Annotated in this window: 11 protein-coding genes; 2 read left to right on the top strand and 9 right to left on the bottom strand. The window is 63.9% G+C overall.

Annotated features, from left to right (window positions below):
* Window positions 1–194: 194 nt before the first annotated feature.
* Together ACZ0AJ_RS04190 and ACZ0AJ_RS04185 are read left to right on the top strand one after the other, a co-directional pair.
* Window positions 195–920, top strand: a complete 726-nt coding sequence (locus tag ACZ0AJ_RS04190; RefSeq protein WP_499453986.1) for an NF038120 family PEP-CTERM protein — start codon at window positions 195–197, stop codon at window positions 918–920.
* A 31-nt stretch (window positions 921–951) separates the two neighbouring features.
* Entirely contained in the window at window positions 952–4,092 is a 3,141-nt protein-coding gene (locus ACZ0AJ_RS04185) for a S8 family serine peptidase (RefSeq protein WP_499453984.1), read from the top strand.
* Between the two features lie 169 nt (window positions 4,093–4,261).
* On the opposite strand, the gene ACZ0AJ_RS04180 is transcribed toward ACZ0AJ_RS04185, so the two are convergent.
* The 9 genes from ACZ0AJ_RS04180 to ACZ0AJ_RS04140 all read right to left on the bottom strand — a co-directional run bounded on the left by ACZ0AJ_RS04180 (window position 4,262) and on the right by ACZ0AJ_RS04140 (window position 16,400).
* The gene (locus ACZ0AJ_RS04180; protein ID WP_499453982.1) at window positions 4,262–4,672 is read right to left on the bottom strand and encodes a hypothetical protein; all 411 of its coding nucleotides are present in this window, start codon (window positions 4,670–4,672) and stop codon (window positions 4,262–4,264) included.
* Between the two features lie 82 nt (window positions 4,673–4,754).
* The gene (locus ACZ0AJ_RS04175; RefSeq protein WP_499452860.1) at window positions 4,755–5,465 is read right to left on the bottom strand and encodes a LuxR C-terminal-related transcriptional regulator; all 711 of its coding nucleotides are present in this window, start codon (window positions 5,463–5,465) and stop codon (window positions 4,755–4,757) included.
* On the bottom strand, window positions 5,462–6,178 hold the full coding sequence (locus ACZ0AJ_RS04170) for a winged helix-turn-helix domain-containing protein (protein WP_499452859.1): 717 nt from the start codon (window positions 6,176–6,178) through the stop codon (window positions 5,462–5,464). Before ACZ0AJ_RS04170 ends, ACZ0AJ_RS04175 begins: the two co-directional genes overlap by 4 nt.
* A gap of 149 nt (window positions 6,179–6,327) precedes the next feature.
* Window positions 6,328–6,918 carry an NF038129 family PEP-CTERM protein gene (locus tag ACZ0AJ_RS04165; RefSeq protein WP_499452858.1) on the bottom strand — a complete coding sequence of 197 codons (591 nt, stop codon included), beginning with the start codon at window positions 6,916–6,918 and terminating at the stop codon, window positions 6,328–6,330.
* Window positions 6,919–6,930: 12 nt separating this feature from the next.
* A complete protein-coding gene (locus tag ACZ0AJ_RS04160; RefSeq protein ID WP_499452857.1) occupies window positions 6,931–9,909 on the bottom strand; it encodes an ExeM/NucH family extracellular endonuclease in 2,979 nt (992 codons plus the stop codon).
* 351 nt (window positions 9,910–10,260) lie between these two features.
* Window positions 10,261–11,679 carry a mannose-1-phosphate guanylyltransferase/mannose-6-phosphate isomerase gene (locus ACZ0AJ_RS04155; protein ID WP_499452856.1) on the bottom strand — a complete coding sequence of 473 codons (1,419 nt, stop codon included), beginning with the start codon at window positions 11,677–11,679 and terminating at the stop codon, window positions 10,261–10,263.
* Complete coding sequence (locus ACZ0AJ_RS04150) at window positions 11,676–12,842, bottom strand: nucleotidyltransferase family protein (protein ID WP_183550210.1); 1,167 nt, start codon at window positions 12,840–12,842, stop codon at window positions 11,676–11,678. Before ACZ0AJ_RS04150 ends, ACZ0AJ_RS04155 begins: the two co-directional genes overlap by 4 nt.
* Before the next feature lie 16 nt (window positions 12,843–12,858).
* The gene (gene galE, locus ACZ0AJ_RS04145; RefSeq protein ID WP_499452855.1) at window positions 12,859–13,857 is read right to left on the bottom strand and encodes a UDP-glucose 4-epimerase GalE; all 999 of its coding nucleotides are present in this window, start codon (window positions 13,855–13,857) and stop codon (window positions 12,859–12,861) included.
* A 548-nt stretch (window positions 13,858–14,405) separates the two neighbouring features.
* On the bottom strand, window positions 14,406–16,400 hold the full coding sequence (locus ACZ0AJ_RS04140; protein WP_499452854.1) for a heparinase II/III family protein: 1,995 nt from the start codon (window positions 16,398–16,400) through the stop codon (window positions 14,406–14,408).
* Window positions 16,401–16,718: the final 318 nt, after the last annotated feature.

Raw genomic sequence — 16,718 nt, 5'->3', positions numbered from 1 at the left:
AAAAACTCAATATTTTTCCTGTTAATAATTTTTACATTTTAATTATTTCCATTGATATATTTATTTACAACGCAGCACTAGGTTGCGCTTTTACCGGTCTTGCCGTATCCCGGCGAGCACCATTACAACGACAAAGGCACATCATGATTCGGCACGGACGATTGGCAGCACCGACCCTCGGCAGCACTCTTGCAATGTTATGCAGCGCCACACTTGGCGCCGCCATCCTGGCCGCACCGGCCCAGGCCGCCACCATCGGCTTCGAGAACGGTTATGGTGCTGTGGCGAATGGCGAGACCTACCAGGAATCGGGCTTCTCGATGCGGTTCGATGCCAACAACCCGCAAGCCGACAGCAGCACCGGCGTCGGCGCCTTTGTCGATGGCAGCGACCCATGGGCCTGTGACATGGCGTGCCCGGTCAATAATTCGAGCATGTACTACGGCGCGTTCAACGACAGCGTCGTCTGGATCACTGCCGAGGACGGCAACCCGTTCCGCATGCTGGGTCTGGATGCGAGCTTCATCGGCAATACAACCGAGCTCAGCGGCTACCCGGCCGTATCGGGTCTGTTGCGCGCGCAGGGCTTCCGCGCTGACGGCAGCTACACGTACATCGACCTGGCACTGGATGGTCCATCCAGCGCTGGCTTCGGATTCGGCGGCTACGACTTTGGCGCGTTCTCGCAAATGGCATTCACGGAGATCGCCCTGTTCGGCTTCGTGTGCGATGGCGCGGGCGACTGCTCGGCCTTCAATACCAACCAGGGCCAGTTTGCCATCGATAACCTGAACCTGGAATCAGGCGCAGCCGCCGATGTGCCGGAACCGGCCACCGCCCTGCTGTTCGGTCTCGGCATCGCCGGCCTGGCCGCCAGCGCACTCCGCCGCCGCAGCAACAGCCTCGCCATCCGCGCCTGACCCCCACAACGTATCCCGGGAACGAATCACCATGAAACTCCGTCCTTTATCCGCTGCAGTACTGCTGGTCCTGTCCAGCCTGACGATCACCGTCCAGGCCCAGGACGTGCGCCGCCCGTACATCGTTCAACTGGCCGACAAGCCGATCGCCGGCTACACCGGCGAGATCGCCGGCATGCCCGCGACCCAGCCAGCCGCAGGCAACCGCCTGAACCTGGAAACCCAGAACGTTGTTCTCTACAACAACTACCTGACCCGCAAGCAGGCCGCCGTGCGCGCCGTTGTGGCAAGCGCACCGGTGCTGCATGAGTACAGCGTGGTCCTGAACGGCTTTGCCGCCATGCTGACCGATGCCGAAGTGCGCACCCTGATGGCGCGCACCGACGTGGTCACGGTCTCTCCGGACGTGCCGCGCGAACTGGCCACCACCTACACCCCGACCTTCCTCGGCCTGGATCAACCGGGCGGCCTGTGGTCGCAGCTTGGCGGCCAGGGCGCCGCCGGCGAGAACATCATCATCGGCATCGTCGATGGCGGTATCTGGCCCGAGCATCCGTCGTACGCCGACCGTGTCGACGCCAACGGCAAGCCGACCTTCGCCACCAGCGGCACCATCGTGTACGATGCGCCGCCGTCGCGCTGGAAAGGCACGTGCCAGACCGGCGAAGGCTTTACCGCCGCCGATTGCAATAACAAGCTGATCGGCGCCCAGTACTTCGACGCCAGCTACCGCTCGAGCAACCGGGTCAGCCACTGGACCGAATTCAATTCGTCGCCACGCGATTCGATCGGTGGCACCACCGGCGAAGGCGGCCACGGTACCCACACCTCCACCACGGCCGGCGGCAATGCCCGCTCGACCGCGGTCGTTGGCGGCGTCGCCATCGGCGAAATGAGCGGCATGGCCCCACGCGCGCGCATCGCTTCCTACAAGGTCTGCTGGACCTACCTGGATCCGGCCCAGGCCAGCGGCCGGCGCAATGCCTGCTTCACCGGCGACAGCGTGGCCGCCATTGAAAAAGCGGTCGTCGACGGCGTGCACGTGATCAACTTCTCGATCAGCGGCGGCGAATCGATCATCGACCCGGTCGAGCAGGCCTTCTTCAATGCCTCGAACGCCGGCGTGTTCGTTGCTGCCTCGGCCGGCAACAGCGGCCCGGCGAACACGGTCGCCCACATCAGCCCATGGCAGGCAACGGTTGCCGCCTCGACCCACAACCGCGAACTGCAGGCCACCGTCACCCTCGGCAACGGCCGCAGCTTCCGCGGCGCCTCGATGAACTCGACGGCCGTGGGCCCGGCGCCAATGATCACTGCCGAAGCGGCCGCACTGCCGGGCGCCAATCCGACGCTGGTGGCGCAGTGCTACAGTGCCAGCGCCAACGGCGGCCAGGCCGTGCTCGATCCGGCCAAGGTGGCCGGCAAGATCGTGACCTGTACCCGCGGCGGCAATGCGCGCGTCGACAAGAGCCTGGCCGTGCAGGACGCAGGCGGCGTTGGCATGGTGCAGATCGACAACGGCACCGGCCTGGTAGCCGAAGTGCATGCGGTCCCATCGGTGCACGTCAACGCCGCCGATGGCGCTGTCATCAAGTCGTATGCCACAACGTCCGGCGCCACCGCGTCGATCTCGACCTTCGTGATCGGCACGTCGAATGTACCGGCGCCGACGATGGCCAGCTTCTCGTCGCGCGGCCCGAATCGCTACGACCCGAACGTGCTCAAGCCTGACATGACCGCGCCCGGCGTGGACGTCATCGCCGGCGTGTCGCCGAACATGACCGAAGCGCAGCGCGCAGCGCTGCTCACCGGCACGCTCGATCCGGTGCCGGTGGCCTGGGCGTCGTACCAGGGCACGTCGATGTCGAGCCCGCACGTGGCCGGCCTGGCCGCCCTGCTGCGCCAGCAGCATCCGACCTGGTCGCCAGCCATGATCAAATCGGCACTGATGACGACCGCCACCGACACCTTCGCCGATGCGATCCAGTCCGGCGACACGCGCGGCCGCCTGCCGTTCGGCCAGGGCGCAGGCCACGTGGCACCGAACGCTGCGGCCAATCCGGGCCTGGTGTATGACATCACCGAACTGGATTACCGCAAATACATGTGCGGCGCGGGCGTCGCAGCGCAATGTAGCGGCGGCAGCATCGCCGGCTACAACCTGAACCTGCCGTCGATCGCTGTTGGCAATGTTCTGGGCACCGTTACCGTCACCCGCTCGGTCACCAATGTCAGCGACAGCGAATCGACCTACACGCCGACAGTGGCGATCACGGGCTTTACCGCCGCGGTCAGCCCGACCTCGCTGGTCGTGCCGGCCGGCGAGACGCGCCAGTACACCGTGACGCTGACCCGCACCAATGCCGCCGAGAATGTGTGGCAGTTCGGTTCGCTGACCTGGTCGGACGGCACCCACCGCGTGCGCAGCCCGATCGTGGCCCGCTCGGGCCGCCTGATCTCGGCGCCTGCCCTCGTGGAAAGCGACCGCGCCAGCGGCGGCAAGTCCCTCACCATCAGCACCGGGTTTGCCGGCAAGATGGGCGTGGCGGCCGGCGGCATGAAGGAAATCGACCGCATTGCCGGCACCGTGGGCACTGCCAACCCGGCGATCTTCAGCACTCGGGAGACGATGCGCCAGGCCTGCCTGGCCAGCGCACCGGGCGTATTCGTGTCCAAGGTTGTGGTGCCAAGCAACGCGATGGCCGCCAAGTTCGAACTGTTCGACCGTGACATGACGGGCGAAGGCGCGAACGACCTCGACCTGCTCGTGCTCAACGGTGCAAATGCCGATGTGGGCTATTCGGGCAACGGCACGTCGGACGAGGTGGTCACGCTGACCTCGCCAAGCGCCGGTACCTACACGGTCTGCGCCCTCGGCTACGACACCGTCAACGGCGGCGTGATCGGCTTCGGCCTGCATGCCGGCGTCGTCACCACGGCCGACCGCGCCTACAACTTCAAGGCGCTGGTGCCTGCCCAGGTGTATGTGGGCGGTACGGCAACGGTCACCACGAGCTGGTCGGGTCTGCCAACCGGCAAACGCTTCCTGGGCGCCATCCGCTTGCTTGAACCAAACGGCGCGATTGCCTCGACGACGCTGCTGCAGGTGGAAACCAACAGCCCGATTCCACGTGCAGTCTCGGGCGCACGCAAGAAGGACCTGGGCCTGTAAGGCGATGCCGGATCGTTGCAACGCAGCAGCGTTCAACGATCCGGCGGTCCGGCGATCCGGCGGTCCGGCGATCCGGCGGTCCGGCGATCCGGCGGTCTGGTGGTAAACGACAAAGCGCGCCTCGGCGCGCTTTGTCATTGCAGGCGCATGAACATGCGCCGATGAACGATCAATTGACCGGGGAACCGGTGCCCAGCTGGCAGGTGCCGGCGACGCAGACTGCGCCCGGATCGGCCTTCAGCATGCAGGTCGATACCATGCCACTGGCCGTGAGTGCTGCTTTGGTCTCGGTGTACGAGCGTTCGGACAGTGCGCGCAGCGCATTGGCGTCGCTCTTTTGCGTGGAGTACGGCAGGTATTCCTGCGGGCCGCCACAGGCCATGGCGCCCACCGGCAGCGTGCGGCATTGCGCGTTGTCGCTGCACGTCGGCGTGCCGATCTGGCGCCGGATCTCGGCCAGCGTATCGGCCGGCGCCGTGCTGATGGAGGTTTCTCCCTTGACCTGAGCGCGGACGGGACCCTGGGCCTGGCTCGTGCAGGCGGCGCAGCTGACGAGCAGCAAAAGTAAGAGTTTGTTCATGGGGCTATCTTCGCGTGCGATCGGCATGCGGTCAAGCGAATTGCGGCTGCCTCGCGCGGCTGGGATTATCTTGCAGCGGCGATCAGAGCAGACGCAGCGCCATGCAGCGCGCCACCGCGTGCGCCCGGTTGGCCACGCCAAGCACCCGGTAGCTGCGCTGCAGATGGTTCTTCACCGTCAGCGCGCTGATGCCAAGCTGGCGCGCCACTTCTTCGTTGCTGTGCCCCGCCCGTATGCGGTCGAGCACGGCCAGTTCGCGCCCGCTCAGGGGCCGCACCGGCGCGCTGTCGGCGCCCTGCCCGGCGCTGGCCGCGACCGGCATGCGCAGCAATCCCAGATGCAGATACGGCAGCAGCAGCTGCAGAAAATAGACGTGGCGCGCATCCGGCGACGACGGCATGCCCAGTAGCGCGAATACCGTGCCGGCTGCCCCCGGTTGCGCGCTGCCATGCACGAGCGCGTGGTCCATCCCCGTCGCGCGCAGGGCAATGTCAGCGGCATCGACCGCGACGGGCATGGCGCGCCCCGCCTGCCAGCGCGCGACCAGCGCCGGCGCCACATGGACCTTGAGCTGCGCCAGCGCAGCGCGGTCGAGCACGGCGCGGTGCAGGCACTCGACATGGTCGACGGCGCCGGTCGCATCGAGTCTCACGCACAGCATGATCTCGTGCGGCAGCAGCGCCTGGAAGGCGCCCTGCGTCCACAAGAACAGCTGGCGCCGCTCGGTCAGCTCGACCCCCGACTCGATCGTACGCAACAGGTATTCCTGCTCCAGCTTGTCGAGGATTGTCATGCTGCGCTCGCCAGCGCCGGCAGGCCGGCGGTAAAGCGGTAGCCGGCGCCGCGCACGGTCTGGATGCGCTCGCCCTGCCCGTCCGCGCCCAGCGCCTGGCGCAGGCGCCCGACGTGGGTGTCGACAGTCCGTTCGTCGAGCACTGCATGACGGCCCCAGACACGGTCGAGCAACTGCGGCCGCGAATGCACGCGCTCGGGATGGCGCATCAGAAACGCCAGCAGACGAAATTCGATGGGACCGAGCAGGATCGGGCGACCGCCGGCACTCACTTGCAACGTGTCCGGATCGAGGTGCAGGCCACCGTCGCGCAAAGCCGCAGCGCCGACCGGCGCCAGGCGGCGCAGCACGGACTGCGTGCGCGCCAGTAATTCGCGGGGACTGAAGGGTTTGGTGACGTAATCGTCGGCGCCCGATTCCAGCGCCAGCACCTTGTCGGCCTCGGCGCCGCGTTCCGTGAGCATGATCACGCCCATGTCGCGCGTCTTCGCATGTGCGCGCAGGCGGCGCACGAGCGTCTCGCCATTCTGGCCCGGCAACTCCCACTCGATCAGCACCAGGTTCGGCAAGCCGCGCGCCATGCGTAGTAGCGCGCTTTCCGCATCCGGGCAACACTCGACCAGATAGCCGGCGCTGCCGAAATTGAGCCTCAATAATTGCTGGACAGCAGGGTCAGGATCGACCGCGAGAATCTGGACTGGCATGGAAGGCATATGTAATGTCTGCGCGACAATACAACGACTATGCCCCAAGGATCGGATGTTTATAAATACAATTTCTTTAGCGTATTTAGATGTTTAATGAATAAATCGGGCGCAGTGACTTGGCAGTCGCTGCGCCCGATTTATCTGTCGTGCAGGGCTCAGCCGCGCTGTTGCATCCGGCGGGTAGCGACGATCAGCAGCAGGCCGGTGGCGAGCAGCAGCCATTCGCCTGGTTCAGGGACTTCGGCCACGCTCGCAAATGCGGTCTCCAGCGTCAACAACTGCGCAGGTTGTCCAGCAACGAGATTCAGTTCAATCAGGTTACCAGCGGCACCAAGGTAATTGAACTGATCATCCACGAATGCCACACTGAACAGACTGCCGTTGGTGCCGTTGCCAAAATCAATGTCGACGTCAAAGCTGAACATTCCTCCGAATGCGACGAGTTGATCAAAGAAATTGAATTCGGGACCATTGGCCAGGAATACACCACTTTCGACGTTGCCACTCGCGGTACCCGAGTACATGGTGCCCTGGAGGAAGGCACCGCTGAAATTGCTGATATTGGCCATGGTTGGCGAGGCGTCCACCGGACCGTTCAGGCCAAGATCGAGATACCCGGTGCTGCCCGCCAGCGCCGTCGTATCGAGGGAGACGCGGTAGGTCGGCCCGGCCATCGCGGCAGGCGCACCCACAGCGATGGTCAAGGCAAGCAGCGCGCGGAAAAACAGAGAATGAATGAGCGACATGAGGTTTTCCTTTTAAAACGCGCCAGAGATCAGCTGCGGTGTGTAGATGAAATTACGTTTGGCACCATTGGTGAACGTGGTGCCGAAGGTGATGGTTGCGCCCGGCGCAATGCTCGATTGTGGCAACGTCAGGTACGGCGAACCGCCGCGCGTGCCGGTGGCGTTGTCGAGCGTGACGCCGTCAGGCAATCCTTGCAACACGAGGTGCAATGGACCGGTCAGGGTTTGTGCGCTCTTGTTGGTGATCGTGACATTGCCGCTGGTCTTGCCGGTCGCACGGTTGATGCTGAAACCGCCCAGCACCACACTGACCGAAGCCGTGACATCGCTGAACGCCGGCGTCAGGTTCAGGCTCACCACCAGTGGATCGTGATCCGATGCGCGGTAGGCGTTGTTGCGGTATGGATCCTGCACGGTATCGTTCAGGTTGTAGTCGATGGTTTCCGGCTCATCGGCATTGCTGTGCCATTCGGCGGCGCCCACCACTTGCGCGGCCAGCGAGCTGCTTGCCAGTGCGTGGTCGAGGTAGCCTGACAGGCCGTCGAACACGTACGAGTACGGCATCGCGTTCGGGCGCACGAAACGCTCGAGCAGGTTGACCATGCCGGCCACGCCGGTCAGGTGGTTGATCGGGCTTTCGAAGGCGTAGGCGTTCAGGTCACCGATGACCAGCACGTCCGGGTCGCCGGCGGCCGCGATCACTTGCGGGATGAAGTATGAGGTCAGGCGCTGGGCCTGCTGGGTGCGGGTACGGTCCCAGCAACCTGCGCCGTTGCCCGGATCGGTATCGCCGGCGCCGGCGCCGCTGCAACCGCCCTTGGATTTCAGGTGGTTCACGACCACCGAGAACTTGCCCCCGCCATTGCTGGCCATGAAGGTCTGGGCCATCGGCGCACGGTTGTTGACGGCGTTGCCGTCTGACAGTGCACCGCCCACCAGCGACACGACCGACGGCTTGTAGATCATCGCGACGCGGATCGCATCGGTACCGAGCGCAACCGGCTGTGGCACGACGGCGTATTTGCCCGGCGCCGTGGCGGCATTGAGCTGCTCGACCAGGTAACCGACTGCAATGTCACGGTTGTTCTGGATTTCCATCAGGCCCACGACGTCGGCATCGAGCGCCGCCAGCGACTTGACGATCTTGTCGCGCTGGCGGATGAATTCGGCCGTGTTGTCGGCACCGCGGCAGTTGCCGGCAGACGTCGAGTTGCCGATCGTGCAGCCCTGGCCGGTGCGGCCCCAGGCATCACGCCCGTCGGTGAAGGTCGTGAAGAAGTTGAGCACGTTGGCACTGCCGACCTTGATACCCGCTGGCACGATCGGCGCAGCGGTGCGCTCATTGGTGCGCGCAAAGGTCGGGGCCATGGTCGGCTGCAGCTTGAAGCCGGCGCCGCCACCGCCCAGTGCGCCATAGTCGATGACGCCCGTCAGGTCGGTGACGGTGTCGCCGACGCGCACGGTGCCATCGTCGGCCAGGTACGGAATCACGGTCGGCGCGATAAAGATGCCATCGTCCAGCACGATCTGGTTGGCCTGGTGTTCCTGGTACAGCGCCAGGGCTTCAGGCGAGCCGAGTGGGAAGCGGTTGGTTGGATTTTCGCGGCGGCCATTGGCCAAGATCAGTTCGCCACGATCACCAACGTTGCGGTTGCCATTCACGGTCAATGGCGACGCAAAGCGCACCAGCATGCCTTCGACACTGGCCAGATCCGCGTTCGGCAGCACGATATTGGTCGGCGTGACCGCCGGACCGGCGCCCAGGCGCTGCACGCCGGTGACGTTGGAAAATTCGGTATAGGTGCGGTTGGCGCCGGTTGGGCGGTACTCGATGATCGTCCCGGTCACGCGCACCAGTTCGCCGATCGGCGCATCGGTCTGCGCGCCAAAGACATACAGGCCATCCGACGTCGACGGGTCGCCATCGCCTGCGGCGTCCTGAATGAAGAAGCCGCTGCCGATCTTGGCCGTGATCACGCCTTGCGTGGACTGGACCGTGCCGACATAGGGGCTGCTTGCGCCCGAGCCCTGGATTGCAGGAATGCGCAATTCACCGGCGACATTGACGTTGACGGCGCAGGTTTCGGCATCGCCGGCGGCGTTGCCGAACTGGATCTGGACCGGGTAGCTGCCTGCGGCCAGCGTATCGGCGATGACGAGACGCGCTTGGGCGCGTCCGCCAACGGCGCCGGCTGCTGCGAAGTCGAGCAGGCTGATGCCAGGACGAGCGCCAGAGATGATGCTGGCGCTATTGACGATGCTGTCGCCGTCGATGGCCGACAGGACGGTCGACGAACTGCTGCCCTGCGCGACCTGGACCGCGGCCGGGCAAGTCAGCACGATCGGCTGCACGACCGGACCGCCGCAAGCCTGGATGGCCGAGGCCATGCTGCGTGGGCCGGTGACGGGCGCGGCGGCAAAGTCGTCGCGGTTGTTGTCGGTATCCTGGCAGCCCAGTGCGGCGCGCTGGATCGAATTGACGGTCGATGGGGCCGGTGCCGGCGCGCCCTCGGCGCGGTTGGCGGTGCCGAAGCCCACCAGATCGATCAGATTCGTGCCATCGCCCGCGGGCATTTGCGTCGTGCTACCGGACAGCGCCACTTTGCCGCCGCCTGCCGCCATGTCGAAGCTGGTGCTGGTCACGTCGCCCGTGCCCACTGGCATGGCGTTGGCCTGGGTGCCGGTGCGGCCGACCATCAGGAAATACTGGCCGGGCTTGAGTTCCACGGCCGGCAGGCGGGTGACGGAACCCCAGGCAGTGCCAGTTGCCGACTGGTATTGCAAGCTCATGCCATCCAGACTGACTGGCGAGGAACTGCGATTGAACAGCTCGACGAAGTCGTGGCTCCACTGACCGCCGGCATTATTCGAATGGGCGTACAGCTGGCTGATCACAACGTCGCCCGGGGCAGCCGAAGCTGTCGCAGCAAAGCCCGCGATCAATGTCGCCAGCAGCGTGCGCCGTGGCATGAAGGATGCAAAGGTGGTCATGGATTCCCTGTTGGTTGTCGTGCAAGACATGCTTGCGGCATTCATTAACAAAAATCATAGTAAATGCGCAAATTGACAACATGATGACGCCGCATTAGTCCGAAGGAACTAATCTTCAGCATGCATACAACACAATCGGGAATTAGTGTCTGAGGACGACCGCTAACGGACGAGCGGATTGCCGCCAGGGCACGGCAGGCAACATTCGTCGGTGTGGAAAAAGCGTGGGCCTGGCCGGGGTTGGACAGGTGATACAGGCTTTGGTAACCCAGCAGCGCGTGGCGCCACTGCCGCCGATACCCGATCGGTCAAACCGACCGTCCGGGTATCAGCGTAGTGCGGCCTAGAGAATCAGGCGCGCTTGTAGATATCTTCGAAGCGGACGATATCGTCTTCACCCAGGTAGCTGCCGGATTGCACTTCGATGATGTGCAGTGGCAGTTTGCCCGGGTTTTCCAGACGGTGGTTCATGCCGATCGGGATGTACGTCGATTCGTTCTCGGACAGCAGGCTGACCGTATCGCCGCACGTCACGCGCGCCGTGCCCGACACCACGACCCAATGCTCGGCGCGGTGGTGGTGCATCTGCAGCGACAGCTTCTCGCCCGGCTTGACCGTGATGCGCTTGACCTGGAAACGGTCGCCCGCATCGATGCCTTCGTAGTGGCCCCATGGACGATACACCTTGGTGTGGTGCAAGTGCTCGGTGCGCTCTTTCGACTTCAGGTGTTCGACCACCTGCTTGACGCGCTGCACCTGGCTCTTGCTCGTGACCAGCACGGCATCCTGCGTTTCCACTACGACGATGTCTTCGAGGCCAACGACCGCCACGATGCGGCTTTCGGCGCGCACCAGCGAATTCTTCACGCCATCCAGATAGACGTCGCCGCGCTGGGCATTGCCGTTGGTATCTTTCGGCTGGGTTTCCCACAGGGCCGACCACGAACCGACGTCATTCCAGCCGATGTCGGCCGGCACGACTGCCGCGTCACGCGTGTACTCCATGACCGCGTAGTCGATCGAATCGGACGGGCATGCCGAGAAGGCGGTTTCGTCGAGACGGCAGAAATCGAGGTCGCGGTAGGCGGCGTGCATGGCCTGGTCGGCGGCAGCAGCGATGGCTGGCGCGTGCTCCTGCAGTTCCTGCAGGTAGCGCGCGGCGCCGAACATGAACATGCCGCTGTTCCAGTAATACGTGCCTTCGGCAACGAAGCCTTCGGCGGTGGCGGCATCCGGCTTTTCGACGAAGCGCGCCACGTTGTAGCAATCGCTGCACTCGGCGACCGGCTCACCACGGCGGATGTAGCCGTAGCCGGTTTCCGGCGTCTTTGGCACGATGCCGAACGTGGCCAGCTTGCCGGCAGCGACCAGGCGCGTCGCGCGCTCGACCGCTTCACGGAAGGCAGCAACGTTCTCGATGACGTGATCGGCCGGCAACACCAGCATGACGGCTTCCGGATCGATCTGTTGCAGATGGTGCGCAGCCGCGGCCACGGCTGGCGCCGTATTGCGGCCGACTGGCTCGAGCAGGATGCCCAGCGGCGTGATGCCTACTTCGCGCAACTGCTCTGCCACCATGAAACGGTGATCATTGCCGCAGACAACCAGCGGCGCCATCAATCCAGGCCAGTTCGTCACGCGCAAGGCAGTGTCCTGCAGCATGGTTTTGTCGGCAACCAGTGGCAGCAACTGCTTTGGCAGAACGGCACGCGACAGGGGCCACAGGCGGGTCCCGGCGCCGCCGGAAAGGATGACTGGATAGATCTTCATGCGCTGACTTTCTCTTTCTTTGACTCGTTGGTGTCCGGGGTGTCCTTGCGACGCGAGGTGCGGCGATCGCGTGCATTGAGCCACTCTTCGGAAGAATACTCGGAAGTGTGCTTCATCTCGCCATTTCGGTCGACACTGTATTCCTTGAATACAATCATTTCATTCAATGTTACATCATGCAACACCCGTGTGTATTCAAACAAGACGCTGCGAACGACTTCGGCGCCTTCGCAAATGTGGCTGCCGTGGCCGATCCAGGTCGGGCCCACGATGCGCGTACCGGCTTCGATTTTGCAACCCGAACCGATGTATACCGGCCCTTCGATCGTCGTACCTTCCCAGTCGATGCTGGTGTTCAGGCCGACCCACAGGCCCGGCTTGATCTGAATGCCCGGCACGTGCATGTGGTTCACTTCGCCGGTCAGCACGGTCTGCAGCACTTCCCAGTAGTCGCTCATGGTGCCGATGTCGAGCCAGTTGAACGGCCGGCCCTGTGCGTAGAACGGCAGGCCGCGCTCGGCCAGCAGCGGGAACAGGTCCGAGCCGATGTCGAACGAGACGCCCGACGGGATCAGGTCGATGACTTCCGGTTCGAAGATATAGATACCGGTCGAAATGAAGTTGGACTTGGCGTCCGCTTCGGCTGGCTTTTCCTGGAATTCCTGGATACGGCCTTCTTCATCGGTCACGACCACGCCGTACGACGAGACTTTGTCCCAGGGCACTTCCTTGGTGATGACCGTGGCCATCGCGCCCTTGCGACGGTGTTCCATCAGGGCCGCCTTCAGGTCGAGGTCGATCAGTGCGTCGCCGCACAGCACGACCGTGGTGTCGTCGAAGAAGCCGCCGAATTCCTGGATCTTCTTCATGCCGCCGGCCGAGCCGATCGGCATCGGCACGACTTCGCCGTCGTCTTTCGTGTAACCCTCGAACGAGTAACCGATCTGGACGCCGAACTGCTCGCCTTCGCCGAAGTACTCTTCGATTTTCTCATGCAGCCAGCTGACGTTGACCATGATCTCGGAGATTCCGTTTTTGCGGAGGTGGTCAACCAGGTAAGCCATCACGGGCCGGCCCAGCAGCGGGATCATCGGTTTTGGCAGATCGTAGGTGAGTGGACGCACGCGCGTCCCTTTGCCTGCGGCGAGAATCATGGCTTTCATTCGATGTTCCTTTGAATTATTTGGCAGTGGTTTGGTAGCGCCATACATCGGCGCACATTTGAGCGACATCGCGTTCGGCGGTCCAGCCGAGTTCGTCGCGTGCCTTGGCCGGGTCGGCGTAGCATTTCGCCACGTCACCTGGGCGGCGGTCGACGATCTGGTAGGCGACCGTGCGGCCACTGGCCGCTTCGAACGCACGAATCATTTCCAGGACGCTGTTACCGCGCCCCGTTCCGAGGTTGTACGCGACGATGCCCGGGCCCTTGGCCAGGCGGTCCAATGTCTTGACGTGGCCGATGGCCAGGTCGACGACGTGGATGTAATCGCGCTGGCCGGTGCCGTCGGGCGTGTTGTAATCGCCGCCGAAGACCGACAGTTTCTCGCGCTGGCCATTGGCAACCTGGGCGATGTAAGGCACCAGGTTGTTGGGAATGCCGCTTGGCTCTTCGCCGATCAGGCCGCTCTCGTGGGCGCCCACCGGATTGAAGTAGCGCAGCAGCGCAATGCGCCAGTCGGGCTGGGCCTTGGCCAGGTCTTGCAGGATCTCTTCGATCATCAGCTTGCTGCGGCCGTACGGGTTTGTGGCCGAGAGTGGGAAGTCTTCACGGATCGGCACCGAAGCCGGGTCGCCATACACGGTGGCCGACGACGAGAACACGAGCGACTTGCAACCGAATTTGGCCATCGTTTCGAACAGCACGACGCTGCCCGAGACATTGTTGTCGTAGTAGCGCAGCGGCTCGGCGACCGACTCCCCCACCGCCTTCAGGCCGGCGAAGTGAATGACCGCTTCCGGCTTGTGCTCGGCGAACGCTGCTTCCATCGCCGCGCGATCGCGGATGTCGGCTTCGACAAAGGCGAATGGTTTGCCGCTGATGCGCTGCACGCGGTCGCGTACCGACAATTGGGCATTGGACAGGTTGTCGAGCACCACCACGTCGTAGCCTGCGCTTTGCAGTTCAACGACCGTGTGCGAACCGATGTAACCGATGCCGCCAGTAACGAGAATCTTCATGTGTTTGCTCTCTGCCTTCACTTTTTGTGATCGATTGTGTGCAATAGCCGTGATGCTTCCAGCCAGTGCTTGATGCTATTTACTGCTATTCACGTCTGTTCGCTGCTGGTGCGCGCGTTCCCGGAACGTGGCAATCATTGTGCTTCGAACAACGGGGCCGGCGCGACAGCCGGTTGCCGCGGTTGCGGCGCACCATGCCTAGAATACATCTGCTCGACCCGCGCACGATATCTTCGTGTGTACCCAACGAGAATTCATGCCTGCCTGCCACTTGCGCGGCAAGGCGCCGCAGTACGGATCGAGGTCACCGGGTGAGGCTGGACACTGTACAAGCGGCGCTGCAACGCGGTTCGGGATGTCCCGCAGCTAAAGCTTATCTATTTTACAATGCATTGATCGATTCCGTGCGCACGCACGCGTGTGCACGAAGCAATACTCGTTCCCATGCTCAAGATTGCACTGCAACATGAGATTCGACATGCGCCCTGCTCCCGGAGTTTGGCAGCGACACGCCGCATGCGCGGGGTGCCTTTGCTACGGGCAATGCGCTACTTTTCGTCGATGAACGTGATGGAAAACTTGCACTCCACCGGCACGGCGGACGACACGGTCGATATCCGCAAGACGTCGCACGGCACCTTGGACTGGTATGTGGCCGAATACCATCCGAGCGGCGGATTTTCGGCGCCGCGCACCAGTTCGAGGTGCAGGTCCTCGCCGCTGGCCTGCATCTGCAGCACGAAGCGGCGGCCCCGTACGGCCAGGCCGTTGCTGGTCAGGCGCACGTCCAGCCCGGGCGCGAAGTGCCAGAACAATTCGACCTTGTGCGGCTTCTTGCCGGACACCTCGTCGCGCACGGTCAGCGTGTTGCTGACGCTCTCGAAGCGGACACTGCGTACATGGCGAACTGGATCGGGCAAGCGCGCATAGCCGTCGTGGGAACCGCGGAAATCGAATTCGTGGGGCGACGCCGGCATGCGCTCGATGCTGGCCGCAGCCTTGCGCAGCCACATGAAACGTCCGCCCGAGACCGACTGGTCCACGCCGTCGATGCGCACCGTGTTGTGGCTGGACGTGCCGCGGAAGTAATCGCGCCATTTGTCGTCCTGCCCGTATGAATAGGTACCGGGATCGACCAGGCACGGCTCACCCGCGATTGACAGGGCCAGCGCCAGCGCATCGGCGTGGCCATGGGCTGCCACGCCCAGGTAGCCCAGTGGGCCGCAGTCGAGCAGGCCCTTGATTTCGTCGGCTTCGCCAAAGCGATTGCCGAACAGCAGGTAGCCGCCATCGGGAAAGGCCCAGCCCGTATCGACCTCGTGCGGATCGCAATCGGGCCGCCCGCCCGGCAGCGTGTGCAGCAACCAGCGCACGCCCGGGTGGCTGTCGGCATGGCCGCCGAAGACGGTGTCGCCCAGCGCCAGCAACTGCGCGGCGCGGTCCATGCCCGAGGCGTCCAGACGGAACACGCAACCATCGTCGGCGTCGCCCACGGCAGGCACATTGCCACCGACATCGCGTACCGAGCGTAAAAAGCGCAGCGCGCGCTGCAGGCTGCCCCAGTACGCGCGCGAAAACGGTCGCAGGGTGTGGCCGCCGGTCTGGGCCAGCAAGCCGGCCACGAACAAAAATTCACAGACGAACAAGTGGTAGCCAAAGGCCTGCTCGCGGTTGACACCATCGCGCGAGAATTGCGCCTGGGCCTCCACTTCCAGCTCGTTCTGCGCCAGCGCCTGCCAATCGCGCGACTCTTTCCAGCACGGCCAGGTGACGGCGCCCATGTACAGGCCGGCCAGTTCGCCGATCAGGTGATTGTTGGCCGACGAATGGCGCGACAGATGGCGCGCGATCGTACGGCAATGGGCGTGGATGCTGCCGAGCCAGTCGGCGCGCAGGCGCTGACCGGCGTCGCCCTCGAACAGCGCGCTGCGGTCACCACCGATCAATTGCCAGATCAGACTCCAGTTGATCAGCCGGATGCCCAGCTCGCGCGAACTGGTCCAGTTGGGGCCGGTCAGTGGCGGACACTGCTCGAGCCAGCTGCGCAGGTTTTGCTCGAGCGCATCCATCCAGCGCGTATCGCGCGTGAGTGTCCAGGCCTGTGCCAGCCGCACGAGGTGCAGGTGGCGATTCAGCTCCCAGACATGCTTGATGTCGCCCACCAACTCGCGGTCGTTGATGGCGAGGTCGCCCCGGTACACGGCCGGTGCGGTCACGCCGGTGTCGGGATCGCGGTTCCATGCGGTTGGCACGCCCACGTCGAAGCGGCCGTCGGCAAACAGCACGACGTGGCCTGCACAGATGCGCTCGGCGTCCAGCAGCAACGCATCGACCTCGCCCTGATCGAGCTCGGGCGCACCGCGCACGCCCAGGTTCAGGGTCGGCATGGCCGGGGGCGCCGAGCGCGCCAGCGCCAGCTGCGTGCGGCCCGCCATGCTCCGCCCCAGGCGGATCGCAGTAGCCTGCTGGACCCGGTATCCCATCTCGGCCACCGACATGCAGCGCAAGCGGTTCACCAGCCTCACCATGTTTGTTCCGTTCATTGCGCTTCCTTCATGCAGAATTCTGCCTCGTCAACCGATTGCCATCCGCCGCCCGGCGTCCGTGGATCGCAGCGTACCTCCGGTGTAGGGGCGATGAACGCCGCACCCTCGCGCTCAAGCACTTGGTAAAGGCACAATTTTTCCGATAATACATTCATCTGTGTCGGTAGCTACGCACGATTCGAGATGCGTAGTCGAGGAAGACCAGCCTGCCAGGATCGTGCAACGTCGGGCGGTGTTGACCGGGCTTGAGAATGCCGCGTGGGTCCCGCCGATGTCATGCGGAAGAATACAATCAAGATTGCGCTTGCCATTGCC

Source organism: Telluria sp. AC161 (genome assembly GCF_979258535.1).
This window is presented reverse-complemented; position numbering and strand designations above follow the sequence as displayed.

Bases quoted from the DNA above. Each gene is read 5' to 3' on its own strand.
- ACZ0AJ_RS04190 (WP_499453986.1), top strand. From the start codon at position 195: ATGTTATGCAGCGCCACACTTGGCGCCGCCATCCTGGCCGCACCGGCC.
- ACZ0AJ_RS04185 (WP_499453984.1), top strand. From the start codon at position 952: ATGAAACTCCGTCCTTTATCCGCTGCAGTACTGCTGGTCCTGTCCAGC.
- ACZ0AJ_RS04180 (WP_499453982.1), bottom strand. From the start codon at position 4,672: ATGAACAAACTCTTACTTTTGCTGCTCGTCAGCTGCGCCGCCTGCACG.
- ACZ0AJ_RS04175 (WP_499452860.1), bottom strand. From the start codon at position 5,465: ATGACAATCCTCGACAAGCTGGAGCAGGAATACCTGTTGCGTACGATC.
- ACZ0AJ_RS04170 (WP_499452859.1), bottom strand. From the start codon at position 6,178: ATGCCTTCCATGCCAGTCCAGATTCTCGCGGTCGATCCTGACCCTGCT.
- ACZ0AJ_RS04165 (WP_499452858.1), bottom strand. From the start codon at position 6,918: ATGTCGCTCATTCATTCTCTGTTTTTCCGCGCGCTGCTTGCCTTGACC.
- ACZ0AJ_RS04160 (WP_499452857.1), bottom strand. From the start codon at position 9,909: ATGACCACCTTTGCATCCTTCATGCCACGGCGCACGCTGCTGGCGACA.
- ACZ0AJ_RS04155 (WP_499452856.1), bottom strand. From the start codon at position 11,679: ATGAAGATCTATCCAGTCATCCTTTCCGGCGGCGCCGGGACCCGCCTG.
- ACZ0AJ_RS04150 (WP_183550210.1), bottom strand. From the start codon at position 12,842: ATGAAAGCCATGATTCTCGCCGCAGGCAAAGGGACGCGCGTGCGTCCA.
- galE (WP_499452855.1), bottom strand. From the start codon at position 13,857: ATGAAGATTCTCGTTACTGGCGGCATCGGTTACATCGGTTCGCACACG.
- ACZ0AJ_RS04140 (WP_499452854.1), bottom strand. From the start codon at position 16,400: ATGAACGGAACAAACATGGTGAGGCTGGTGAACCGCTTGCGCTGCATG.